This window comes from Streptomyces hydrogenans (genome assembly GCF_014656075.1).
Taxonomy (GTDB): Bacteria; Actinomycetota; Actinomycetes; order Streptomycetales; family Streptomycetaceae; genus Streptomyces; species Streptomyces hydrogenans.
In genome coordinates, this window is the sequence record NZ_BNBS01000061.1 from 23871 (window position 1) to 48294 (window position 24424).

Consider the following 24424-nt stretch of genomic DNA (forward strand, 5'->3'; position numbering starts at 1 on the left):
GCCACCGACGCGTAGGCGGCACCCGCAGGCGCCTGCTCCCCGCCCGCGCGGGGATGGACCCGGCAGTAAGTCCGGCATCGTCATGAAGGAGGGCTGCTCCCCGCCCGCGCGGGGATGGACCCGCGATCAACCCCAAGGACTGGCTCGACCCGGCCTGCTCCCTGCCCGTGCGGGGATAGACCCAACGGCATCCGCAAGGTCTGGAACTTGGTCACCTGCTCCCCGTACGCGTGGGGAGGGACCCAACAGCGACGAAGTGCCGGCCTACCGGCACACCTGCTCCCCGCTCGCGCGGGGATGGGCCGTGCACCCGACCGCCGCCCCGGCCCTCGGTGAACTGCTCCCCGCCCCCGCGGGGATGGACCCACCATGCGGACCACCGCCCGCATACAGGCCGTCTGCTCCCCGCACCCGCAGGGACAGCGGGACTCCTGCTCCTCGCTCCCGTGGGGATGGACCCGGCCTCGCCACCGTGCCCGCCGGCGACCTGTGCTGCTCCCCGTGCCCGCGGGGATGGCCCTGGCGGATCCGGCGTGTACGCCGCCGGGAACGGTTGCTGCTCTGCTCGTGCGTGGATGGTTCCGACGGGGCGGAGGCTGGGTGGCAGGGGTGTGTGAGTGTTTGGGATCCGGCTGGCTGTTGGGGTGGCGCGGGGTGTGGTCGGTTTCTTTGTCCTGGGCTCTCCCTTCCGTACTATGTACTGGGTGAACACTGATTTTGACTCTTACTCGCTCCGTGCTGGTCCGCCGCCCGTGGAGGTCTACCTCCGGTTGCGGGTGACCTCGGGGTTGAGCGCGAAGACTGTGGAGGCCGCCGAGGCGGGCCTGCCGAACACCTGGCACGGCGTAACGGTGCTGTGTGGGGATGAGCCGGTCGGGATGGGTCGTGTGATCGGAGACGGTGGTTGCTTCTTCCAGATCGTTGACATCTGTGTCGCGCCTCAGCACCAGGGGCGCGGCCTGGGGAAGAAGATCATGGCGGAGTTGATGTGTGAGCTGGAGCGGAGGGCGCCGGACGGTGCGTATGTCTCGCTGATCGCTGACGGCGATGCCCGGTTCCTGTATGAAAAGTTCGGATTCCGGCAGACAGCACCGGCGTCGGTCGGTATGTACCTCACTGTGTGACGGAGCCGGGCTGTGGTCGCGACGGGCCCGGGTCCAGGAGGCGTCAGCCGATGGTCGGCTTCTTCGTCCAGTCGGTCGGTGGGCCTTTGCGGGTGAGGCGGCGGGTCGTGAGGGTATCGTCGCCTGTTCCCCGTTCGTGCGGTGATGGTCCCATGCGCGCCCGCTACGCGGGTGGCGGGATGAACTGCTCCCCGCCCCCTGCGGGGATGGACCCAGGAACGCCCCGAAGGCGGGGTGGACGCCGATCTGCTCCCCGTGCCTGCGGGGATGGCCCCCAGAAGGGACGCCCGAGCTCGTCGATCCTGTCCTTCTCGCTGCGTCTGTGGGGATGGCCCCCTGCAGTACGTCACGGACGACCTGCCCGGCTGCTGTTCCCCGTGCCTGCGGGGATGGACCCGGCATGGGCTACAAGGGAATCGTTCAGTTCGGCTGCTCTTCGCGCCCGCGGGGATGATCCCTCCAGGTCGTGCAGAACGACGTCGTCCCACCCCTGCTCCCCGCCGGCGAGCAACTTGCTGCCGACTTCCTGCTCCCCGCACCCGCGGGGATGGACCCGGAGTCTTGGCGCGCGGCGAGTCGACGGAGACCTGCTCCCCGCACCCGCGGGGATGGACCCAGGGCGGTGACGGTGGCACGCACGGAGACGATCTGGTCCCCGCACCCGCGGGGATGGACCCGGCACCGGGGCGTCACAGTTGACCAAGCCCGTCTGCTCCCCGTACCCGCGGGGATGGACCCCCCTGGCCGATGCAGTGCTCCGCAGCAAGCGCTGCTCCCCGCACCCGCGGGGATGGACCCGTCAGTTCCTCCTGACCCTCGACGGCAGCGAACTGCTCCCCGCACCCGCGGGGATGGACCCCTGGCCGCCGCCGAGGCGGAGGCCGCAGTCAACTGCTCCCCGCACCCGCGGGGATGGACCCAAGAACTCGCGCCGCTAGTTCTCCCTCTCGCCCTGCTCCCCGCACCCGCGGGGATGGACCCATGCTCCCCGGGTGCCTGTCGACGTGCTGCATCTGCTCCCCGCACCCGCGGGGATGGACCCCCATGCTCGGAGCTTCTGGCACCGCCGGTTCGCTGCTCCCCGCACCCGCGGGGATGGACCCGTCCGCGACGGCGAACTGATCACTACGAAGGCCTGCTCCCCGCACCCGCGGGGATGGCCCCGCGCGCCCTCGAATGGGCGTCGAAGGGACGCTGCTCCCCGCACCTGTGGGGATGACCCAGGAACGCCCCGAAGGCGGGGTGGACGCCGATCTGTTCCCCGTGCCTGCGGGGATGGTCCCCAGAAAGGACGCCCGAGTTCGTGGATCCCGTCTTTCTCCCTGCGTCTGTGGGGATGGCCCCCTGCAGTACGTCATGGACGCTCTGCCCGGCAGCTGTTCCCCGCGCATGCGGGGATGGACCCGCTGCCGGATCGAAACCGGCCCGGGGCACTCCCTGCTCCCCACGCCCGGGGGGATGACCCCGGCTCACCTGGTGCCTGTACCGGGTTTCCGCCTGCTCCCCGCCCACGCGGGGATGGCCCCACCGTGTCGCAGACCCACGCATGGGCTCACACCTGTTCTCCGCTCGCGCGGGGATGGACCCGACGCGACGGCCCCCATCCAGCTGGAGGTCGTCTGCTCCCCGTGCCCGCGGGGATGGACCCTCCGTTCCTAGGTGGGGGGGGGTGTGGCCGATGCTGTTCCCCGTGCCCGCGGGGATGGACTCGGGCGCGGCCCCGGATCAGGTGCTCGAACACCCTGCTCCCCGTCTGCGCGGGGGATGGCCCCGTGGCGCAGATGCGCAGTCTCATGGAGCGCTACTCTTCACGCTCCCGTGGGGGATGGCCCCAAGGTCGGCTGGCGGGTCTACAACGCCTGGCCCTGCTCCCCGCGCTCGCAGGGATGGCCCCGGGGACGCCGCCCCGCACACCGTCCCCGTCGCCTGCTCCCCGCCCGCGCGGGATGACCCCCGCGACCCCCACGCGTGGGCACTGCTCGGCAACTGCTCCCCGCCGCGCGGGGATGACCCCAGGCTTCGGCATGGGTGCTGGTGGCCACCAGCTGCTTTCCGCTCGCGCGGGGACGGCCCCGTGCCGATTGTGTCCCTTGAGCCGACGTCCGGCTGCTTACCGCCCGCGCGGCGATGGACCCGCGACGCCAGCGAGAGCGCGCGCCACCCCGTACTGCTCCCCGCGCCCGCGGGGATGGACCCGCTCACGCGCTCGTGGCCTTCATCCGGGGCACGCTGCTTCCTGCACCCGCGGGGATGGCCCCTGCCACCCAGACAACGCGCACGACTACAACCACTGCTCCCCGCGGCCGCGGGGATGGCCCCCCGCAACTCTGGTACCTCGGCAGTGCCGGGATCTGCTCCCCGCTCGCGCGGGGCTGGATCCGCCTTCTTGCGGCGGGCCTGGACGGCGGAATCCTGTTTCCCGTGCCTGCGGGTGACGATCCCAAGCGCAAGGGTGCCGACTGGGAGATCGGCTTCTGCTCCCCGCCCCCGCGGGGATGGACCCCAGGACAGGGGGCCCTCGTCCGTCGCCGCCTCCTGCTTCCCGTGCCCGTGGGATGGACTCCTGCGCCGCCGGTAGTCCCTCGCCCTCGGCGTCTGCTCCCCGTACACGCGGGGATGGACCCTGGCCCCATGACCTGGGCACCGCCATCCAGGACTGCTCCCCGCCCGCGCGGGGATGGACCTCGAACACACGGATCGAATTGCCCCGTGGTCAGCTGCTCCCCGCCCGCGCGGGGATGGCCCCCGCGACCCCCACGCGTGGGCACGGCTCGCCGACTGCTCCCCGCTCGCGCGGGGATGGCCCCACGACGGAGACATCCATCGAGCTGGTCACGGCTGCTCCCCGCTCGCGCGCAGGGATGGCTCCGGTGTGCAGAGGATCGGGATGGTCATCGCGGTCTGCTCCCCGCCTGCGTGGGGATGCTCCCATCCAGATCGCGTGCGATCTGGAGAAGGTGAGATGCTCCCTGCGCCCGCAGGGATGGACCTGAGTACCAGAAGCCCGCCGCGAGCATCCGTGCCTGTTCTCCGCTCGTGTAGGGATGGACCGATCTGCGCGGCCGTGATGGTCTTCAAGGTCAACTATTTCCGGCGCCTGCGGGGATGGCCCCTGCGAGAGGGTGCTCTGATTCCTGCTCTGCTCCTGCTCCCCGCTCGCGCGGGGATGGCCCCTTCGTCGAGATCCCCACTGCCGGTGGCTGTTGCTGCTTCCTGCCTGGGCGGGGATGGACCCTGGCGGTCAAAGACGAGCCCGCCGCGCTCGACCTGCTCCCCGCGCCCGCGGGGGTGGACCCAAGTTCGCGGCTTGGAAGGATGGCGGCGAGATCTGTTCCCCGCGCCTGCGGGGATGGCCCCCGAGGGGCACCGCATGAGCGGGCCCGAGCACCTGCTCCCCGCCCGCAGGGATGAACCCGGCAGCGGCAGGGGGGAGGCGACTTCGGCTGCTCCCCGCGCCCGTGGGGGTAGACCCGCCCGCCTCGCCGCCTGGCGCACGCTGACGGACTGTTCCCCGCGCCCGCAGGCGTGGCCGTGGCGGGGGAGCGGACCACCGCCTACGGCCGGCCCCGCGCCCGGCCTCCGTCTTGCTCCCCGCGCCCGCGGGGATGGCCCCACGTCGATCAGGTAGTCCTCCGCGCCGCCCTGCTGCTCCCCGCTCGCGCGGGGATGGCCCCTTCAAGGCCGTCTTCGGCGCCGGCGCGATCTCCTGAAGCAATAACGCGGCATCGCCACTCGCGACACCTAGACCGTCGAGTCCTATGGAGCAGCCGTCACTCTTGTGTCATTCCTGATGGGGCCTGGCATTTGACGACAGAACCCAGGGCGGCTCGGAATCTTCGGAACGTGACGCCCGGCGTGGCCCGGGCTGCTAGCGTCCTGTTCCGTTCGGGCCGTAACCGTTAAGAGCAAGGGGGGCGGTGGCGCGTGAGTGGTGTCGTGGGCTTATCCGGTGGGGGTGTTCGGCCTCGGTGGGATCCTCGGGAGTCCCCGTGCATCAGGGTGTCGATGCTCGATGACCGGCTCGTCGAGCTGAACCTGGTGGAGCTGCTCCACGATGCCGACGGCGTGCGGGCCGTGGAAGGCGGCACGCCGGGCGAACAGGTCGCGGTCGTCGAGTTCCTGCTGGCGATCTGCTACGCCTCCGGCACCTATCCGGAGTCGGCGGCGGAGTGGCCGGCCTGGGTGGACCGGAAGGACGCGCTGCGGCCGGCGGCCGAGTGGCTGGCGAAGCGGCCGGAGGACGAGGTCTGGGACCTGTTCCATCCGGAGGAGCCCCTGGGGCAGAACGCGCTGCTCGCGCCCTTCCTCGACAAGCACGGTGCCGGTCCCGCGCAGCTGGTGATCGAACGGGTCGGGGACTACAACCAGTTCTTCGACCATCACCATCTGGAGCACCCCAGTCCGCTGTCCGTCGCCGAGGCGTTTCGGGCCATGCTCACGCAGCACGTGTACGGGCCGGCCGGCCGCGCCCGGATCTCCGGCAAGGAGACCCTGGGCGCCACGATCACCAACCTCGCCGCCACCCGCCTCGGGACCCGCATCCGTGTGATCGCGCTCGGCGACTCCCTCGGCGAGACGCTGCGGCTCAACCTCGCCCCGGTGTCCGGGCCGGCCGGGACGCTGAACCGCACCTGGACCGTAGGCAAGGAGCGTCGGGGCTTCACGGCGAAGGCGACCCCGCGGACCGTCGAAGGCCCGGCGGATCTGCACAGTTACCTCGGCCGGTCGGTCCTGCTGCGCCCCACGCGGACCGGGGAGTACGTCGACCGGGTACTGCTCGGCGCGGGCGAGGTGCTGGAGCTGGGGGACGAACACCTGCAGGACGCCGTGTACCTCGGGAAGAAGGGTGACGGCACCAGGAAGCCGCTGTGGGCGTCGGCGACCAGGGCCGTCTGGCGCGAGGCCCACGCTCTCTACGCGGCGGTGGACGAGGCCCGCCGCTCCGGCGGGGGACGGAACGACGGGAGCACCCTTTACCGGCGGCTCGCGCTCTTTCCGCCCGAAGGCGTCGCCCCCGAGCCCGGCCAGCGGCCCGCTCGCCGCGTCGAACTGTGGACGGTCGGGCTCGTGGCCAAGCAGACCACGGCCATCGCCTGGGTCGACGGGACGTTCCCCTTCGCCCCCGGCCTGGAGGCCGAGCTGTACGAGGCGTCCTACCGCGGTTCGGTGCTCGCCGAGTTCCTGGCGGGCGCCTTGTACAAGGCGGCGTACGCGGCCTGGAGGGTGGCGTACCCGAATCCCAAGCCGACTGACAAGGTCCTCCAGATCGCACGGTTCGACGCCCGCGAACGGCATTGGGAGGCGACGCGGGAGCCGTTCGAGCTGCTGATGGAGGAGACGGCTCTGGGCGAGGACGTCGGGGCGTCCCTCCGGGAGTACGCGGCCGCCATCGCCACCGCGGCCCGCCGGTTCCTCGCCGAATGCCTTGATTCCCTGCCCAGGAACGCGCAGGGCGCGAAGGCCCGGGCCGCGGCGCTGCGGCGCTTCGACGACGAACTGGGCCAGCCGAAGGCCCCGGCCGAACTCCCAGGGGGGACCACCGCATGACCACCGCCAGAACTGTGGACGGCACCCGCGCAGCCGACCGCACCGACGCCCCGGTGAGTGAGGGCGGGGTCGCGCTCACCGCGTGGCTCGCCAGTCTCGTCCACAACCACGACTACGCGAGCCTGGCCGAGCTCCGCCGGCCGCGCGTCCAGAGGGAGCCGCACTTCCGGGCGCTTTGGTACAGCCCCACCGAAGCGCAGCGCGAGGTGTACGGGCAGGTCGCCTTCCTGTTCGCGGTCTACCACCAGGGGCGGACGAAGCCCGCCTTCGGCTACGGCAGTCTCGGCGAGGCCGCCCGCCGGATCGGCGGCGGTGCGGGGCGCGGGCCCGACGACCCGGGTGCAGCGCGTCTCGTCGACCGGATCGTGTCCAGCCGCCGCATCCCGTGGCGCCACCTGCAGCACGCCATCGCGCGGCTGCGCTCCTGCGATCAGCAGCCGCCGTCCTGGGCCGGGCTCGTCGATGACCTGAACCGGTGGCACGACCGCAGGGCCCGTGTCCCGTACGAGTGGGGCGTGGCCTTCCACATGCCGCCCGCGCGAGCCGCCGCCGACCGCGCGGGCGCGCTCTCCCTCCCGACCTCAGCCGTCTCTCTCCCGAAGGACCCGACCACGTGACCAGCAGCGTCTCCTCTTCCGGCAGCCAGTTCCTCTCCCTGCACCTCCTGGAGACCCTGGTGGCCGTCCTTCCCGTGCGTGACGAGAACGGGGCGCCGAAGTCGATCGTCTACGGCGGCGCCGAACGCCACATGATCACCAGTCAGGCGCGGCGCAGGGCCGAGCGCGTCCACACCCGCAACCGGGCCAACGCCGGGGTCGGCGCGCTGGCCGGGCGCGGCACCGGGACCCGTACCCGCGAGTGGGCGCTGATCACCGCTCGCGAGCTGGCCTCCGAGCACGGCTGGGAGCCGGAGGAGGCCGTCCGTACCGCGCGGGCCGTGATCGAGGCCACCGGCCTGAAGTTCGGGGACCCGGGCAAGAAGACCGTTGCGAACCTCACGAAGGTGCTGTTGTTCGCGCCGTCCGACGCGGGCGCGCGCATCGCCGCCCACATCGAGGAGCAGGCCGGGGCGGTACGGGCCTGGGCCGAGGCGTACACGGCGGCGCAGGTGGCCTCGGCAGCGGCGGCCGCGGCCAAGAAGAAGGCGGCCCGCAAGGGCGCCGCCGCAGCTCAAGAGGAGCCGCCCGGCGCGGACGGCGCCGAGGGTGGCGCGGAGTCGGGGGCGGCCGCCGAGGCCTCCGCGGCGGATGCGAAACTGCCCGCGCTGCCGGCCGCGACCCGGGCCGCCGTGCTCACCGCGCTCGCTCCGCGCGACGCCATCGACATCGCCCTCTACGGGCGTTTCCTCGCCGAGATCGCGGACTCGCCGAACGTGGACGGCGCCGTCCAGAGCAGCCACGCCTTCACCGTGCACGAGGCGGAGCAGGTCGACGACTTCTACGCCGCGGCCGACGACGCGAAGCTGGACCGCAAGCGGAACCCGAAGCCCGCGGAGAAGACGAACGCCCTGGACTTCCTCGACGCGGCGGACGACGCCGGCGCGGGCATGACCGGCTACCAGTCGCTGATCACCGGCACCTTCTACCGGCACGCCGTCCTCGACCGGCTGAAGCTGCGGCGCAACCTCCGGGCCGCCGGGATGTCTGAGGAGGAGGCCGAGGAGGCGTCCGTGGCGGCCGAGGCGGAGTTCGTCACCGCGTTCGTCGACGCCTTCCCCGAGGCGAAGAAGAACTCGACCGCGTCCACGGGCTCGCTGCCCGCCCTCGTGCTCGCCTTCGAGGGCGAGCGCCCGTACAACTACGCGGCCGCCTTCCAGAACCCCATCGACGAGAACCCCGTCGGCGGGGGCGGCGAGGGCCCCGCCGGCCCGGCCGCGGTCAAGCGGCTCCTGAAGCACCACGCCTTCGTCAGCGGGCGCCGGCCCGACATCAAGGCCGGCCGCGTCCTCACCTACGACCCGCAGATCGACGAACTCCTCGGCACCCTGAAGGACACCGGGGCGCTCACCGTGACCTCCGCCGAGGAGCTGACCGCGTGACCTCGCACGTCCTGCTCGTCCGGCTGGCCGCGCCCCTCCAGTCCTGGGGCGTGGCCTCCCGGTTCGCCCGCCGAGACAGTCACGTCAGGCCCACCAAATCAGCGGTCGTCGGCCTGGTCGCGGCGGCCCTCGGCCGGGACCGCACCGACCCGGTGGACGACCTCGCCGCGCTCGTCTTCGGGGTCCGTGCCGACCATCCGGGCACCCCGGTGCGCGACTACCACACGGTCGGCTCCGGCCGGTACCCGCTGCGCCCGCGCGACATCATCACCGACCACCGGCGTGCCACGGCCGTCGCCGCGAGCATGGCGGCGGCCGACGGGCCGGCCTTCGGCCACCACGAACTGGCCGGGTGGTACGGGGCACCGAAGAAGATCACCGCCGACCCGGTGTCGGGGGCACTGGTCTCCGCCGAGCTGTCGCGCTCGGCGATGGTCACCGAACGCTGGTATCTGTCGGACGCCGCCTTCGTCGTCGGACTCCAGCACCCGGACCAGGCATTCCTCGACGACATCGCGTACGCGCTGGAACACCCGAAGCAGTTGCTGTGGCTCGGCCGGAAGTCCTGCCCGCCGTCCGGCACGCTGGCCGCGGAGATCCTGCCCGGCACGATCGCCACGGCGTTCGCCGGCAAACTCCTGCTCCCCGGCCCGGACGGACCCGACACCTCCGGCCGCCGGCCCTGGGCCTGGATCCAGGCCGCGCCGGGCACCCGCGGCGCCTCGCAGGTGAACGACCAGCCGGTCAGCTTCGACCCCGCGAACCGGGCCCACGCCCGGCGCTGGGAGACCCGTACGCGCATCACCATCGCACCGACCGCAACCGGATGGGACATCATCCCGTGACCACCAGCGCACCGGCCTCGACGGCCCGCTTCGTCGCCACCCACGCCGTCCTCACCCTCAACGCCCGCCACCCGCTGGTCGCCAAGTCCCTCGTTGACGCGCAGGAGATGCACCGGACCGTCATGAGCGGCTTCCGCGGCTGGGTCGAGGACGGCGCCCCGCAGGCGCGTGCCCAGATGGGCGTCCTGTCGACGTGGTCGGTGGACCTGAAGGCGGCGGCCCTCGTGCTCGTGGTGCAGTCGCGGGTTCCCGGCGACTGGACCCGGATCCCGCGCGAGGCCTTTACGACGGCGCCGCGGCTCATCACCGTGGACCGCACGTTCAAGGCGGGCGAGGTCATCGGCTTCCGTACGGTCGTCAACCCGACCCGCAGCAAGCCGTCGGGCCGCCCCGCCTCGGAGAAGGTGCGCGGCACCCGCACCGCCCACACCACGCCGGAGCACGTGAAGCGCTGGTTCGTCCGGCGCCTTCAGGCCGACGGCGAACCGGCGAACACCGAGGACGGCGTGGCCCGCATCGGCGCCACCGCCGACCCCGAATCGCTGGGCATCCGCATGCTGCCGACGGTCTCCAGCGCCCACCGCGCGAAACCGGTCCGCGTCGGCCGCGCCGAGATCCGCGGCGACCTCACCGTCACCGACCCGGACACCTTCGTGAACGTCCTGTCGAACGGCGTCGGCCACGCACGGGCCTACAGCTGCGGGCTGATCCTGACGCGCTGACACGGGAGCCCGGCGGGGTATCCCCGCACACGCGGGAGGGAAGAAGGGCCTGCTCCTAACGGGAGCCATCCCCGCACGGGCGGAAAACCCCGTCCGTGGCCGAGACTAAGCCCTGCGGCCCCGCCGGGACCAGACCCTCCGGGCGGCGCCCGGACCTACCGCTTCCCGCCACGGCGCATCAGGATCGCGAGCGTGGCGCGCGCGTCCCGCCGGCGCTGCGGGGTGCGGAAGACGACGGACGACACGGCCACGGTCACGACGACGCCGGTGTAGGCGAGGCCGGTGGCGGCGGAGAGCGTGGCGGCTTCCTGGAAAACGGTCTCCAGAACGGTCAGCACGACGGACATGGGAATCCCCCTCGGAGTCGGTAGCCCGGCGGTCCGTTCCGCCGGGCTCGGTGCTTCAGGTATCCACCGTGTGGGCGGCGTCCAACGAAGTCGCCGCGCGCCGAAGAGCCATGTAAGCCCTGGTCAGAGGGGGAATGAAGATGTGTCCAACGAAGTCTTCGGCGGACGGCGGACAGGCCGGCGACGGACCGCCGAAGATGTTCGCCAGGGACCTGAAGGCGCTCTACGAGGCCGCGGGCGGCAAGGCGTTGGGGTACCCCCGCCTGATAGCCGAGGGCACGAAGCACGGCTTCACGGTGGGCAAATCGAACCTGAGCGGCTGGTTTCTCGACTCACCACCGCAGTCGCCCCGGCACGTCGATTACGTTCTGACCGTGTTGATCCCCTTCCTGGAGGATCGCGCGGCGCTCCACTCCCCGGGCCATCACCGGGTCCCCGACGGAGTGTGGGGCCGTCGGCTGAGCGCCGCACAGGCCGTCAGCAGGAGTGGGCAGGGCGGCCGCGGCTCTCGTGTCCACGCAGCGTCCGCCGGGCGTCTCCTGGGCGGGGCCTCCCCGACCCTCCAGGACGTCCTCCCCCGCGACTTCGTCGGGCGAGAGCCGGAATGCGCCGATCTGACGGCTTTCATGACCGCTCCCGACGGGTCTCCGTCGTACCTCTGGTACCAGGCAGGGCCCTGGGCGGGGAAGACCGCGCTGCTGGCGTGGTTCCTCGCCCGAGAGCTGCCCGCCGGAGTCGACGTCGCCCACTACTTCGTCTCCGGACGTCACGGGACCGATCGTCGTCTCGGCTTCGCGCGGACGATCGCCGCTCAGCTGGCCGTGGCCGCGGGCAGCAGGCGCCGGCCGCCGCTGGACCCGAAGCATGCGGACCTCGACCCGTGGTACGAGGTCGCGGCGCAGGAGTGCGAGAAGCGGGGCCGCCGTCTGGTACTGGTCGTCGACGGGCTCGACGAGGACGCCGACGCGAGTCTCGAATGCCGGGGCATCGCCGGGTTGCTGCCGAAGAAGCCGCCGCACGGCATGCGGGTCATCGTCTCCGGGCGGCCGAACCCGCGGGTTCCGGCGGGACTCGCCGCGGACCACCCGTTGCGGGAACGCGGCATCGTCCGGCGGCTGTCCGACTCCCCCGAGGCGCGAATCATCCGCGATGCCGCGACCACAGAACTGCACACCTTGCTCGAGGACCCTGAGTTCGGCCAGCGCCTTCTCGGGCTGCTCGTCGCCGCTGGCGGGGCCCTCAGCTGGAAAGACCTGGGCGAGCTCCTGGGGATCACCAAGCATGCCGTGAAGGCGAAGCTCCGCACGGTAGTGGGCCGTTCGCTGGCACCCTCCCGTGTCGATCTGCTTCCTCTGGATGCTCAGTCCGAGGCGGAAGCGGAGAAAGAGCGACAGACCTTCGTGATCGCCCATGCCGAACTGCATGAGACAGCATGCGAAGACCTCGGGTGGCCCATCCTGGACAACTGCCTCGATGACCTTCATCGCTGGGCCCGGCACTACCAGGAGAAGAAGCACTGGCCCGACCACACCCCGAACTACCTCCTCACCGGCTACACCCGTCTCGTACGCGAGGAGGCTCCCGATCGGCTTGCCGGGCTCGTACTCGATCCTCGGCGGCAGCTTCGGCTCGTGCTGCGGTCGGGGGCGGACGTCGCGCTCCGTGACGTCGAGTCGGTGGCGCCGTCCGACGGGGAGGAGGGCGCTCCGGCGCTGGCGGCGGCGGTCGCCGTGTCGCGGGACCTGCTGCGGGGACGCGTGGAGGAGTTGCCCGAGTCCGTGGCCCGGACGGTCGCCCGGCTCGGTGACGCGGGGCGGGCGCGGGCGCTGGTGGGGGCGTTGGGGAGGGCCGTCGACAAGGCCGTACACCTGGCCGACCTCGCACGGGCCCTGCACGCGAGGGGCGACGAGGAGGCCGCGGCCACCGCACGTGCGGCAGTCAGGTGGGCGGCCACCGCACGGCGGGAGGCGGGCCGGTTCGCCTCCGCCGTCGACGAGGCGGAGGCCGCGGCGGCGCGGGCGGCCGTCGCACTGCTGGAGACGGCCCTCGCGCCGGACCGGGGCGACGACCTCCGGGAGGCGCTCGCGCTGTTGCGTGCCACGCGGGGGACGGGTTCGGCGCGGTACGAGGCCTGGGCGCTGGCGGCCCGTCTGCTGGCGCCGGAGCATCAGGACGAGGCCGCGACGCTGCTGGACGGGCTGGAAGAGGAAGCCGAAGAACTGGAAGCGCGAGGGGATTCGGCCGAGGCCGTTCAGGTGTGGGAGGCCGTCGTGGCCTCGGATCCCGCTCGTGCCGCACGCCTTCACGATCGGGTGCTGGCCCATGTGACGGAGGTGTGGGAGGACGGCCCGACGCTGGAGAAGGTCGGTGTGGTCGCGGTCGCCGCCTCCCTCGTGGCACGGTCGCGGCCGGAGCCGGCCGCACGGCTCGTGGACGCGGCACGGCAGTACCTGGAGGGCGTGCTGGGTGGGGACGGCGTGGGGCTTTCGGCCGCGGACGCGTTCCATGTCGAGTTCGGTTTCCGGGACACCCTGGAGGCGTTCTGCCGGGCCCTCGACGAGGTCGGGGCGCTGCCGGAGGCGGTCAATCGGGTGCGGGAGCTCGGGCTTCGTGTTGTTCCGGTGGAGGCCGAGGAAGAGGTGCTCGATCCCGATCCGTTCGAGGATCGCTCGTTCGTCGAGGCCGGACGGGTCGCGGACCAGGCCCTCGCCCTGGCCGACCGTGGGTCCGAGGACGAGGCCGAGCAGCGGTTGGAGCAGGCGCTGGCGCTGCTTCCGGCGGGCGGGACCGGTGAGGGGCTCAGTCCGGTGTGGGTGGCGGAGCTGGCGGGGGCGCTCGTCCGTACGGATGCTCTCGAGGCTGCCGGAGAGATGCTCAGGACCGTGCGGCGGCCTGCCGATCAGGTGCGGGTGAACGCCGCTTTGGCGTTGGCCTGTGCGGATGGCGGTCGGCCCGACGCCGCGCGTGGCTACGCGCGGGAGGCGGAGCGGGGGGCCGGCGGAGCCGATACGGACTGGACCCATGCCGCGCAGGCGTTGGCCGGTGTCGGGGACGTGGAGGGCGCGGTGGACCTGCTGACGCGGCTTGGGCAGCAGCCGGACCGGGCCGGGACGCGGGCCGCCTGGCGGAAGACCGACCAAGCGGTGCGCATCGCCGTCGCGGCCGAACTCGCGGCGTTTTCCCCCGAGGCCGCGGGCGAAGTGCTCCTGCCCGTCCTGAAGCGCCTGGACGCCGCGCGGAAGGCCGTCCGGAGCCAGACGCTGCTGACCTCGGTCGTGGAACTCGTCCCGGCCGCGCCCCGGCTGCCGTCGCCCGCGCGGGAGCTCTTCGACGACCTCATGGAGGCGGCGCGGACGCAGGCCGCGCGGAGCGGTCCGCAGTCCTGGCGGCCCGAGGACGTGCTTGTCGTCGCCTTCCTGCGGCTGGGGGCCGGGGACTTGCCCGGCCGTCAGGTGGACTGGCTGAGGCAGGAGCTGCGCAACCGTGGGGCCGAGCACTTCCCGACCGCCGCGCTGGCCGTGCTGCACGCGGCGCTCGGCGACATCGCGGCGGCCGAGGCCATCGCGGGGCTGCCGGCCGTTCCGCACCACCGGGCGGCGGCGCTGACCGCGGTGGCCTCGCACCTCGCCCGCGTACCGGTCCGTCCGTTCCCCGTCCCCGGTGCGGGCGGTACGGACTCCTTCACGCGTGCCGTCCAGCACTTGGCCCTGACGGCGACGCCGCTCACGGTCCCCGCTCCTGGGGCCGCCCTCGGGGTCCTGGGGCGGGTATTGACCACCGCCGGCTGGTACCACGCCCTTCCGGTTCTGGCCCGGGTCGCTCCGGAGGCGGTACAGGCCGTCCACGAGATCGCCGCGGTCCACCTCAGCGTCACCGCCCGTTCCTAGCAGTGCAATGGTGTTTGCCGTGCCTGAGCCTTTTCACTGCTCCCCGCTCGCCCGGGGATGGACCCCGGACGACGGACGACGGAGGCGCGGCCGTCGGGCTCACGCTGCTTTCCTGCCCGCGCGGGGATGGTCCCGCATCGCGGCCGTGATGGCGGCGGCGAGAGGCCTGCTCCCCGCCAGCGCGGGGATGGCCCCGGCGCTGGCGTCCCCGACCGGCTGTCATTCAGCCGGTGGGCCTGCACGCCCGCAGGCCTGGCCGTGGCGGGGGAGTGAACCGCTACCCCACCACGGCCAGGCCCGTGCCCGCGCCGCGTACCGGCCGCCGTCCGTTCGGAGGCGGCCCCGCTGGCCCCGGACACCCCGCCCCGCGGAAGTAAAGCCCGGCTTTTCTCTCGTGCCGGCCGCCGTCCCGCGCCCCGGTAGGGGCGGGTCCAGCCCGTGCCGGGGCGCGGGCCAGGCCCGGTGCCCAGCGCGCTCTGCGGGCAGTATCACAGGGCCGCCCCTGCACGCCGTCTGACGGCGCCTCTGCCCCGCCTGGGTGTTGCTCCCTGCCCGCGCGGGGATGGTCCCTCGAACTGCGCAGCCGCCACGCGGTGTTCGTCCTGCCCCCCGCTCGCGCGGGGATGGATCCACGGAGTGGGTACAGACCGTGCCCGACCACGTGCTGCTCCCCGCCTGCGTGGGGATGGTCCCGCCTTCAGCACGGCCTCGTGCATCGGGATGTTCTGCTCCCCGCCTGCGCGGGGACGGTCCCCGGTCGAGCTTGTTCACGATCGGACCGGCCACCTGCTCTCCGCCCGTGCGGGGATGGTCCCTCCTCGAGGGCGTCGCCCATCTTGTCCAGCTCCTGCTTCCCGTGCTCGCGGGGATGCCACTCACCCCCTTCCTCTCCCACCGCTCATCTGCTCCCCTCGCCCGCAGAGCTTGTGGGCTTGTGGGAGCCAGGGTTGGGGCTGGGGGTTTTGTCTGATTCGGTGAGAGTTACTTGGGAGCGGGTCGGCGTCGGGTAGAACTGCAGGTCAGGAAGTCTGCTCCCCGATCGCGCGGGGATGGCCCCAACATTGGCCACCTGCCGACCAAGATCCCGACCTGCTCCCCGCGCACGCGGGGATTGGCCCCAGGCCCGGGGCGGTGGCGGTGCTGGTGGCGGTCTGCTCCCCGCCTGCGCGGGGATGTCCCCGTCCGCGCGCTGCGGGGCAACCCCGGTGGCCGCTGCTCCCCGCCTACGCGGGGATGGTCCCGCGGTCCAGACCGCGTACGACAAGAAGTTCGGCTGCTCCTGCTCGCGCGGGGATGGTTCCGACACGCGCGTTCCGCCGTCGTTGAACGGGATCTGCTCCCCGCCCGCGAGGGCCCCGTTCGACGGCTGCCTTGGCGATGTCCTCGGGATGCTCCCCGCGCTCGCGGGGCTTGCGGGGGCCAGGGGTAGGGCTGGGGGGTTTTGTCTGTTTCGGTGAAAGTTGCTTGGGAGGGGGTCGGCGTCGGGTAGAACTGCAGGTCAGGAAGTCTGCTCCCCGCCCGCGCGGGGATGGCCCCTTCCACACCTCGGCTGGGAGGTAGAGGGTGGCCTGCTTCTTGCTTGTGCAGGGATGGTCCCCGCTCGGCGAGGCCGGACACCGTCCGGCTCGTCTGCTCCTCGCCCCCGCGGGGATGGACCCGTCCCGCCCCTCTGGGAGCGGTAGCCCCCCCGGCTATTCCCCGCGCGCGGGGATGGACCCGACGCTCGCAACCCCGAGGCCGCCCCCGGCCACTGCTCCCCGCCTGCGCGGGGATGGCCCCCGGCCGGCCCGGGATCTTCCCGGGGTGGTGGCTCTCTGCCCGCGCGGGGGTGGCCCCCCGCGATGGACGACCCGCGGAGCTGGTTCGACTGCTCTCCGCGCCCGCGGGGATGGCTCCACCTTCGGGTTCAGGAACAGCTCGCGCGGGACCTGTTCCCCGCGCCCGCGGGGACGGCCCCTCCAGACGGCCGGTCTTGTCGTCGGCGCGGGTCCGCTCCCCGCCCGAGCAGGAAGGGCCCCTGCGTACCGCGAACTGGCACCGGTCCATGCTCTGCTCCCCGCGTCTGCGGGGATGGACCTGCGGCGGCCGGCAACCAAATCCTCGCCCAGGTCTGCTCCTCGCGCCCGCGGGGAAGGTCCCGCTCTGCGGCAGGGCAGCGGGGTCCGCCTCGACTGTTCCCCGTGCCCGAGGGGACGGTCCCGAGCCGAACGAGGTCTACGGTGGCGACGCGGTCTGCTCCCCGCTCGCGCGGGGATGGACCCGCGCCGCTGACACTGGGCATGCTGGAGTCCGGCTGCTCCCCGCTCGCGCGGGGATGGCCCCACCGAGGGAACGCCAGGAACGCTCCCGTTCTCTGCTCCCCGCGCCCGCGGGGATGGACCCTCGAATGTCTCCGGGACCTCGCCCCACGCGTCCTGCTCCCGCGCTCGCGGGGATGGACCCGAGGCCGACGTCCGTGCGCTCCTGGCGTCGGCCTGCTCCCCACGCCCGGGGGGATGGTCCCGCGGTGCCGCCCGCGATCATGTCGTTCCACTGCTGCTCCCCGCTTGCGCGGGGATGGACCCCCAAACGCTTCGGCGTGCGACCGGTTCGACGTCTGCTCCCCGCGGCTGCGGGGATGGGCCCCTGGACCATCTAGCCATCGGGCACTGGGGTATCTGCTCTCCGCGCCCTGCGGGGATGGACCCCGCCGGTCGGCAGGGAGCACGAGACCCTGGTCTATCCCCGTGCCTGCGGGGATAGACCCGCCCGCCTCGCCGCCTGGCGCACGCTGACGGACTGTTCCCCGCGCCCGCAGGCCTGGCCGTGGCGGGGGAGTGGGCCACCGCCCACGGCCGGCCCCGCGCCTGGCCTCCGCCTTGCTCCCCGCCTGCGCGGGGATGGTCCCCGCACCACGCCCGGCATCGAGCAGTCGGCCGCCTGCTCCTCGCCTGCGCGGGGATGGTCCCATCAGGACGAAGCAGACCACTCGGTGGCTGTCCTGCTCCCCGCGCCCGCGGGGATGGACCCCCCGAGCAGCAGGAGCAGATCGTGGCCATGCTCTGCTCCCCGCGTCCGCGGGGATGGACCCGAGGCGTCGCCCGGCTGGTCCACACCGAAGCACTGCTCCCCGCCCGCGCGGGGATGGTCCCTTGTGGCCGGGCGGGAGCCGGTCGAGCCAGTCCTGCTCCTCGCTCGCGCGGGAATGGTCCCATGGGCGCCCCCTCGGGTGTGCTGGGTTGGTGTTGCTCCCCGCTCGCGCGGGCATGGTCCCGACGGGACGAAGTGCAGGCCCTCGAACGGGGTCTGCTCCCCGCCTGCGCGGGGATGGTCCCCCGACCACCGCGATCGCGACGTTGCTAACGATCTGCTCCCCGCCTGCGCGGGGATGGCCCCTCGCTTATCCGCGAGGGCCTGGCGACCCGTCTCTGCTCCTCCCCCGTGCGGGGATGGCCCCCACGCGGCCACGCTCGCCCTGAATAAGGGCCATTGTTCCCCGCTCGCGCGGGGGTGGACCCCGGACGTTCTCGGCGACGAGCCGGCGTGAGGGCTGCTCCCCACCTGCGTGGGGATGGACCCGACAAGAAGACCGCCCTCTGGCAGATGGGCGACTGCTCCCCGTGCCCGCGGGGACGGCCCCGAGGTCCCCGCTTCGGTCCAGGATGCCTTCAACTGCTCCCCACGTCCGCGGGGATGGCCTCGGCCACACCATGACGCGGCAGAACGCCGTGAAGTGTTCCCCGCGCCCGCGGGGATGGACCCGGCTACCACCAGGCCAAGTCGCGCACCGTCTGCTGCTCCCTGCCCACGCGGGGATGGACCCGAGCTGCCCTACGACCTGGGTGGCTTCCGTGACTGCTTCCCGCTCGCGCGGGGACGGTTCCGACCGCACGCTCATCACCGGGCCCATCCCCGTCTGCTTCCCGCCCGCGCGGGGATGGACCCATCACGCTCTCGCGGCAGGTGATGCACGAGGGCTGCTCCCCGCCCGAGCGGGGATGGACCCGGGAGGTCGAGGAGGAGGGCGACGGGGGCGAGCTGCTCCCCGCCCGCGCGGGGATGGGCCCGGACCACGGACCTGGGCGACTTGGTCGCCGCCCTGCTCCCTGCCCGTGCGGGGATGGACCCAACGGCATCCGCAAGGTCTGGAACCTGGTCACCTGCTCCCCGTACGCGCGGGGATGGACCCCCCCTTTACCCAGAGCTGATCAAGGTTCTGGACTGCTCCCGCCCGCGTGGGGAGGGGCCCTGCTTGCCGCGCCCGCCGAAGTGCGCGCCGAGCTGCTCCCCGCGCGCGCGGGGATGGCCCGGACGTGCCCTTTGCCCTCGGGCTCATGGCTTCCTGCTCCCCGCCTGCGTGGGGATGGCCCCGTGGCGCTCGCGTTCTTCGGCGGCAAGGACTCCTGTTCCCCGCGTCTGCGGGGCTCACCTTCCGGTGTGGGTGCTGAAGCCGCCTTTTGATGGTGGTGCTGTGTCGGTTCTTCGGTCGCTGCTGTCGGTGGGTGTGGTGAGCGGGGGAGCGGTCATGGTGGTCGTTCGCCACCGAGGTCGCCATGCTCGGGGGTGCTCACCACCATGCTCGCCACCGGACTCACCATGTCCGGGGTTGCTCACCACGGGGCTCACCATGGGTGGCCCCTGGGGGTTTTGTCTGTTTCGGTGAAAGTTGCTTGGGAGCGTGCTGGCTTCGGGTAGAACTGCAGGTCAGGAAGACTGCTCCCCGCGCACGCGGGGATGGCCCCACCACGGTTGATCAGGCCGGCTGGCTCGACCCCTGCTCCCCGCGCACGCGGGGATGGCCCCCAGGCCCGGACCATCTCGTTCTCCATGTCGAGTTGCTCCCCGCACCCGCGGGGATGGCCCCGCAAGGCTCAGCGCAAGCTGCGCGCGCGGTTCCTGCTCCCCGCGCACGCGGGGATGGCCCCGACGTCGCCGACGGCGTGCAGTCGGGCGAGTCCTGCTCCCCGCGCACGCGGGGATGGACCCTCGCCCAGTTCCTTGTTGAGCCGGCCCCCGACCTGTTCCCCGCTCGCGCGGGAGGGCCCCAGCACTCCGGCGCGAGGCCGCCGACGATCCGACTGTTCCCCGCGCGTGGGGATGGACCCACCGACCTGATGCCCGAAGAGCGGCAGGACGTCTGCTCCCCGCGCCCGCAGGTCCGTCCCCCTCTGCCGGGAGCTCGCAGCGTGCTGTCCGTACGCGCGGGGATGGACCCACTCCGCTGGGCCGCGCCGCAGACCTCACCATCCGCTCCCCGCCCGCGCGGGGATTGTCCCGTCGAGCGGGCTGCGGGCGTGAGACGAGGACGCTGCTCCCCGCGCGCGGGGATGGTCCCGCCTCGATTTCCAGCGGCGCGCGCTGGAGATCCTGCTCCCCGCGCCCGCGGGGACGGTCCCAAGTGGTTCGGCTACAACGTGGGTGACCCGAACCTGTGTGGAACTCCACGTAATTCCCCATCAGCAGCATCAGGTTCCCCAGCCAAACGTTCGAACACGGCAATGGGTGTCGTCTGTGCTCCCGTCCGGACAATCCTGAGACGGCTTGCAGCAACCTCCGTATCTTGGCGCCATGACGGACGAGGAAGAACCGAAGCTCTACGTGAACCGCTGGGGCGACACGTCAGATCCAACCCTGGAGCGGCGGGGGCCCCGCCAGGACGCGTGCTCGTGCTTCGACCAGTCCAGGTCACGCCCGCGAGCCCGCGTCGGGTTCCACACCGAACGGCAGGACGCCTCTGCCCCGGGTTGGCAGCACCTGCTGGAGCTGGTCGATGAGGCCGCTGCCGACGGCCGTGAAGAGTTCCGTCCCCTCACCGAGCTGAGCCCGGAAGAGCGGCGGCAGGTCGTCACCCTGCCGCCGAGCATCGCCAGGCTGACGGCGGTCAAACACCTGGTGCTCTACGGCAGCAACTTGGTCCGCATCCCGCCCGAAATCGGGGCCATGACCAGCCTGGAGGAGTTCACCCCCTACACCTCCTACCGGCTGCACTGGTTCCCCTACGAGATCACCCGATGCCGGAAGCTGACCCGCAGCACAGCGAGCACGCGCGCGTTGTTCGGCAACGAGAAGCTGCGGCCGCCTTTCCCGAGGCTTCAGCCCGTCCAGGGCTCCGTTGCGGATCTCGATCTGGAGAACTTGGATCCCCGGCGATGGGGCGTCACCGCCATCCATCGCTGCAGTGTCTGCAACCATCCGATCGCGCAGGGCGGACTCCATCAGGTGTGGATCTCACTGCGCGTGGCCACTGACGTACTACCCCTGCTGGTCAACGCTTGCTCGGCGGCATGTGTTTCCGCGCTGCCTGGCGGTGCTCACGACTACATCCCCACACCCCACAAAGGCGGCCGAGTCGACCAGCCGGCGTCCGACTGGGACTGATCAGCCGAACCTCGCTTCACCCCCGGTCGGTCGAGAAACGACCACGATGGTGTGACGACGGGTCGAACGTCTGGGCGGGGAAGCTGACGCTCGCGATGGGGAAATACATGACCGTCGACAAACTGCTCCCCGCGCCCGCGGGGATGGACCCGTCATCCTGCTCGACCGGAACGGCTCCTACATCTGCTCCCCGCGCCCGCGGGGATGGACCCGGCGCCGCGTCCCGCCTCTACACGGCGACGGCCTGTTCCCCGCACGCGTGGGGATGGCCCCAAGGCCCGGTACTCGCCGTTCGTCAGGCGCAGCTGCTCCCCGCACCCGTGGGATGGACCCACGATCTCCCACCGGCTGCGCCTGGGTAAGCCCTGCTCCCCGTACCCGTGGGATGGACCCGTTTCCTGGGTCTCGCGGGTCCAGCTCTCGACCTGCTCCCCGCCCGCGCGGGGATGGACCCCGGCTGTCGCCGCACGATGGGGTGGTGGTGTCCTGTTCCCCGCTCGCGCGGGGATGGTCCTGCTGGGTGTGTCGTTGTTGGTCTGCTTGCCGTTCGTGCGGGGGCGGTCGGTGGTGGGAGTGGCGTTGCGTGCCGGCTACGCAACTATGGCAACTGTGATAGTTGGGGGTAGGGTGTGGGGTATGGAGCCGAGGGTGTACACGACGATCGATCTGCGTAAGGGCATGGGTGAGATCCTGGATCGTGTCCGGATCGCGGGTGAGCCGGCGGTGGTGACCCGTAAGGGCAGGACGCTGGCTTATCTGGTGCCGGCCGAGTGGTTCGAGCACTACCAGCAGCTGGTGGAGCAGGCGTCGGGTACGGCCGGTGGCCGGGACGTGGCCTGAGTGCCGGCTGCGGATTCCAGGAGATCGTGATCATGACAGCTCAGCCCGTTCACTTCGACGGATCCGGTGGTGAGGAGCCCCGTAGTGTTCCGCCGATGCCCGAACGCACCCCTCAGGCCTTGCGTCTGGCCATTCAGGAGCATGCCCCGCACCTGCTGCCGGACTTCGAGTCCCACTGGCGCCGTGCGATCGGTGATGCGTTCAATCTGACTCCGGTCCCGGCGTTCATGCGGTTGTGGTGGACCCAGTACGCCATCGCCCGCAACCCCGCCCTCGAAGCGCACATGAACGATCTGCAGGCCCGCGCTACGAAGTGCGACGACCCGCAGGAATCGGCCGGGCTGCTGGCCGAGTACAGCCGTCTGCGGCGTGCGGCGGCCGAGGTGGAGCCCGGCGAGTGACGACCGATTCACCGCTTCCGCCGTGGCAGATGGACTGGACCGTCGAGGCCCGTGAAGCGTTCGACAGTATGCCCGCCGATGGTCGGCAGCTCGTCCTGGCCGCCCGGGCGGAACTGATCACCGTTCCGGATCCCTACTTCCGTGGCATCGACGCCGACGTTGCACTCCCGCACTGGATCACGGTCCGGCCTTTGGCATCGACGAGTCCGGGTGGTCCGCACATCGCCGATCTCGCCGGTGGCCGGGGCTGGCTCATCTTCACCTTCATCCGCCGCCACGCCGAACCCCAGATCACCGTGACCGACGCCTTCTGGGCCTGACACACCCTGCTCCCCGCACCCGCGGGGGATGGCTCCTCGGTGGAGATCAGTCCTGCCTCGACCATCTCCTGCTCCCCGCGCCTGCGGGGATGGACCCGCCACCGCGCTCACGGTCACCACCGCGCTCCACTGCTCCCCGCGCCCGCGGGGATGGACCCCATCACGGGCTCGTCGCCCCGGCCGGCGCCACCTGCTCCCCGCCCGCGGGGGATGGCTCCCGCAGCGGGCTGAATTGCGGGTGGGTCAGGCACTGCTTCCCGTGCCTGCGGGACTCATCTTCGGGTGTGGGTGCTGGAGCCGGGTTTGGTGGTGGGGTTGTGTCGGTTCTTCGGTCGCTTGGGTTGCTGCTGTCGGTGGGTGTGGTGAGCGGGGGAGTGGTCATGGTGGTCGTTCGCTACCGAGGTCGCCATGCTCGGGGGTGCTCACCACCGAACTCACCATGCCGGGGGTTGCTCACCACGGGGCTCACCACAGTGCTCACCATGGGCGGCCCCTGGGGGTGTTTTGTCTGTTTCGGTGAAGGTTGCTCGGGAGCGTGCTGGCGTGGGGTAGAACTGCAGGTCAGGAAGACTGCTCCCCGCTCGCGCAGGGATGGACCCCGCCTGCACCAGGATCAGCAGTGCGTCCGTCAGCTGCTCCCCGCTCGCGCAGGGATGGACCCACCAACGACACCGGGAGCCCCGAGGGCAACGGCTGCTCCCCGCTCGCGCAGGGATGGACCCCTGACCCCCTACAAGCACCCCGCCAACCCGAACTGCTCCCCGCCCGCGCGGGGATGGACCCGCCCACGACACCGACGGCAACGCCCGCTTCTACCTGCTCCCCGCCCGCGCGGGGATGGACCCGACGTGCGAGACCGCGAGAACCTCAACCTCATCTGTTCTCCTTACCCGCGGGGATGGACCCCAGGTCAAGGTCGCGAAGAAGATCCTGGAGGACTGCTCCCTGCACCTGCGGGCTTGTTCGGGTCTCGGTCGCTTGGGTCGCTGTTTGTCGCCGGCGGGGGAGGGGGTGGGTGTTTTGTCTGTTTCGGTGAAAGTTGCTTGGGAGGGGGTTGCCGTCGGGTAGAACTGCAGGTCAGGCAGCCTGCTCCCCGCGCCCGCGGGGATGGACCCCCCTGACCTGCGCGAACGTACGCGGCCACGCCTGCTCCCCGCGCCCGCGGGGATGGACCCTTCGCCGTCCGCGACAGCGTCGCGATCGCAGCCTGCTCCCCGCACCCGCGGGGATGGACCCGGCCGAGAGTCCTCGTCTTCGGTGACCAGCCACTGCTCCCCGCACCCGCGGGGATGGACCCAACGGGGTGGACCCCGCCCCCAGCGGTCGCGGCTGCTCCCCGCACCCGCGGGGATGGACCTCCGTGGGCCGGACGCTCTCCGCGGGCACGGCGCTGCTCCCCGCACCCGCGGGGATGGACCCCTCCCGAACCCGCGAGCCCCCGCACCCCTTGGCTGCTTCCCGCACCCGCGGGGATGGACCCACCCCGAGCGGAACCATCTCCCGCTCGCCATCCTGCTCCCCGCACCCGCGGGGATGGACCCGGCACACCGCGCGCACACGGCCTTCGCCGAATCTGCTCCCCGCACCCGCGGGGATGGACCCGCCACCCCGCCCGCCCTCGGCGCCGTGCAGTACTGCTCCCCGCACCCGCGGGGATGGACCCATGTCCCCCGCCGCGCGGAAGATGCTCGCAGACTGCTCCCCGCACCCGCGGGGATGGACCCCCCGGCAACGACGGCAGCAACGGCGACGACAACTGCTCCCCGCACCCGCGGGGATGGACCCAACGTGCAGCGATTCAGGTTCGACCTGACTCCCTGCTCCCCGCACCCGCGGGGATGGACCCCCCGAAGACCACGACGGCCAGGTCCCGCGCGCCTGCTCCCCGCGCCCGCGGGGATGGACCCACGGTCCTCGACGGCATCCGCACGGTGTCGTCCTGCTCCCCGCACCCGCGGGGATGGACCCGCCACCCCGCCCGCCCTCGGCGCCGTGC

The 24424-nt window shown here is 72.2% G+C and carries 12 protein-coding genes and 2 CRISPR repeat arrays; of the genes, 11 read left to right on the plus strand and 1 reads right to left on the minus strand.

The genetic code is table 11. The features are described 5' to 3' along the window. Nucleotides 1-695: 695 nt before the first annotated feature. The 6 genes from IE321_RS24185 (at nucleotide 696) to IE321_RS24210 (ending at nucleotide 10276) form a co-directional block, all read left to right on the plus strand. Nucleotides 696-1124: a GNAT family N-acetyltransferase gene (locus IE321_RS24185; protein WP_190224494.1), complete on the plus strand. Its 429-nt coding sequence runs from the start codon at nucleotides 696-698 to the stop codon at nucleotides 1122-1124. A 4005-nt stretch (nucleotides 1125-5129) separates the two neighbouring features. Then, a complete protein-coding gene (locus IE321_RS24190; RefSeq protein WP_190224495.1) occupies nucleotides 5130-6671 on the plus strand; it encodes a type I-E CRISPR-associated protein Cse1/CasA in 1542 nt (513 codons plus the stop codon). Then, the gene (casB, locus tag IE321_RS24195; protein ID WP_226652870.1) at nucleotides 6668-7288 is read left to right on the plus strand and encodes a type I-E CRISPR-associated protein Cse2/CasB; all 621 of its coding nucleotides are present in this window, start codon (nucleotides 6668-6670) and stop codon (nucleotides 7286-7288) included. Before IE321_RS24190 ends, casB begins: the two co-directional genes overlap by 4 nt. Further along, nucleotides 7285-8709: a type I-E CRISPR-associated protein Cas7/Cse4/CasC gene (locus IE321_RS24200; RefSeq protein ID WP_190224496.1), complete on the plus strand. Its 1425-nt coding sequence runs from the start codon at nucleotides 7285-7287 to the stop codon at nucleotides 8707-8709. Before casB ends, IE321_RS24200 begins: the two co-directional genes overlap by 4 nt. Continuing rightward, nucleotides 8706-9554 (plus strand): type I-E CRISPR-associated protein Cas5/CasD, encoded by an 849-nt coding sequence (cas5e, locus tag IE321_RS24205; RefSeq protein ID WP_190224497.1) that lies wholly within the window; start codon nucleotides 8706-8708, stop codon nucleotides 9552-9554. The genes IE321_RS24200 and cas5e overlap by 4 nt, the downstream gene beginning before the upstream one ends. Further along, nucleotides 9551-10276, plus strand: a complete 726-nt coding sequence (locus IE321_RS24210) for a type I-E CRISPR-associated protein Cas6/Cse3/CasE (RefSeq protein ID WP_226652869.1) — start codon at nucleotides 9551-9553, stop codon at nucleotides 10274-10276. The genes cas5e and IE321_RS24210 overlap by 4 nt, the downstream gene beginning before the upstream one ends. 155 nt (nucleotides 10277-10431) lie before the next feature. Here IE321_RS24210 and IE321_RS24215 read toward each other — a convergent pair whose 3' ends face one another. Beyond that, nucleotides 10432-10623 (minus strand): hypothetical protein, encoded by a 192-nt coding sequence (locus IE321_RS24215; protein ID WP_043226472.1) that lies wholly within the window; start codon nucleotides 10621-10623, stop codon nucleotides 10432-10434. A gap of 197 nt (nucleotides 10624-10820) precedes the next feature. On the opposite strand from IE321_RS24215, the gene IE321_RS24220 reads away from it, so the two are divergent. From IE321_RS24220 to IE321_RS24240, 5 genes are all read left to right on the plus strand, one after another. Further along, nucleotides 10821-14510 carry a P-loop domain-containing protein gene (locus IE321_RS24220; RefSeq protein ID WP_190224499.1) on the plus strand — a complete coding sequence of 1230 codons (3690 nt, stop codon included), beginning with the start codon at nucleotides 10821-10823 and terminating at the stop codon, nucleotides 14508-14510. A gap of 4692 nt (nucleotides 14511-19202) precedes the next feature. After that, nucleotides 19203-19475: direct repeats of the CRISPR family, unit length 29 nt; unit sequence CTGCTCCCCGCGCACGCGGGGATGGCCCC. Between the two features lie 582 nt (nucleotides 19476-20057). Next, nucleotides 20058-20867 carry a leucine-rich repeat domain-containing protein gene (locus IE321_RS24225; RefSeq protein WP_226652868.1) on the plus strand — a complete coding sequence of 270 codons (810 nt, stop codon included), beginning with the start codon at nucleotides 20058-20060 and terminating at the stop codon, nucleotides 20865-20867. Nucleotides 20868-21515: 648 nt separating this feature from the next. After that, a complete protein-coding gene (locus IE321_RS24230; protein WP_226652867.1) occupies nucleotides 21516-21707 on the plus strand; it encodes a type II toxin-antitoxin system prevent-host-death family antitoxin in 192 nt (63 codons plus the stop codon). A gap of 32 nt (nucleotides 21708-21739) precedes the next feature. Next, a complete protein-coding gene (locus IE321_RS24235) occupies nucleotides 21740-22108 on the plus strand; it encodes a DUF6247 family protein (protein WP_190224501.1) in 369 nt (122 codons plus the stop codon). Then, nucleotides 22105-22428 (plus strand): hypothetical protein, encoded by a 324-nt coding sequence (locus tag IE321_RS24240; protein WP_226652866.1) that lies wholly within the window; start codon nucleotides 22105-22107, stop codon nucleotides 22426-22428. The genes IE321_RS24235 and IE321_RS24240 overlap by 4 nt, the downstream gene beginning before the upstream one ends. Nucleotides 22429-23514: 1086 nt before the next feature. Then, a CRISPR array of direct repeats spans nucleotides 23515-24396; the repeat unit is 29 nt; unit sequence CTGCTCCCCGCACCCGCGGGGATGGACCC. Nucleotides 24397-24424: the final 28 nt, after the last annotated feature.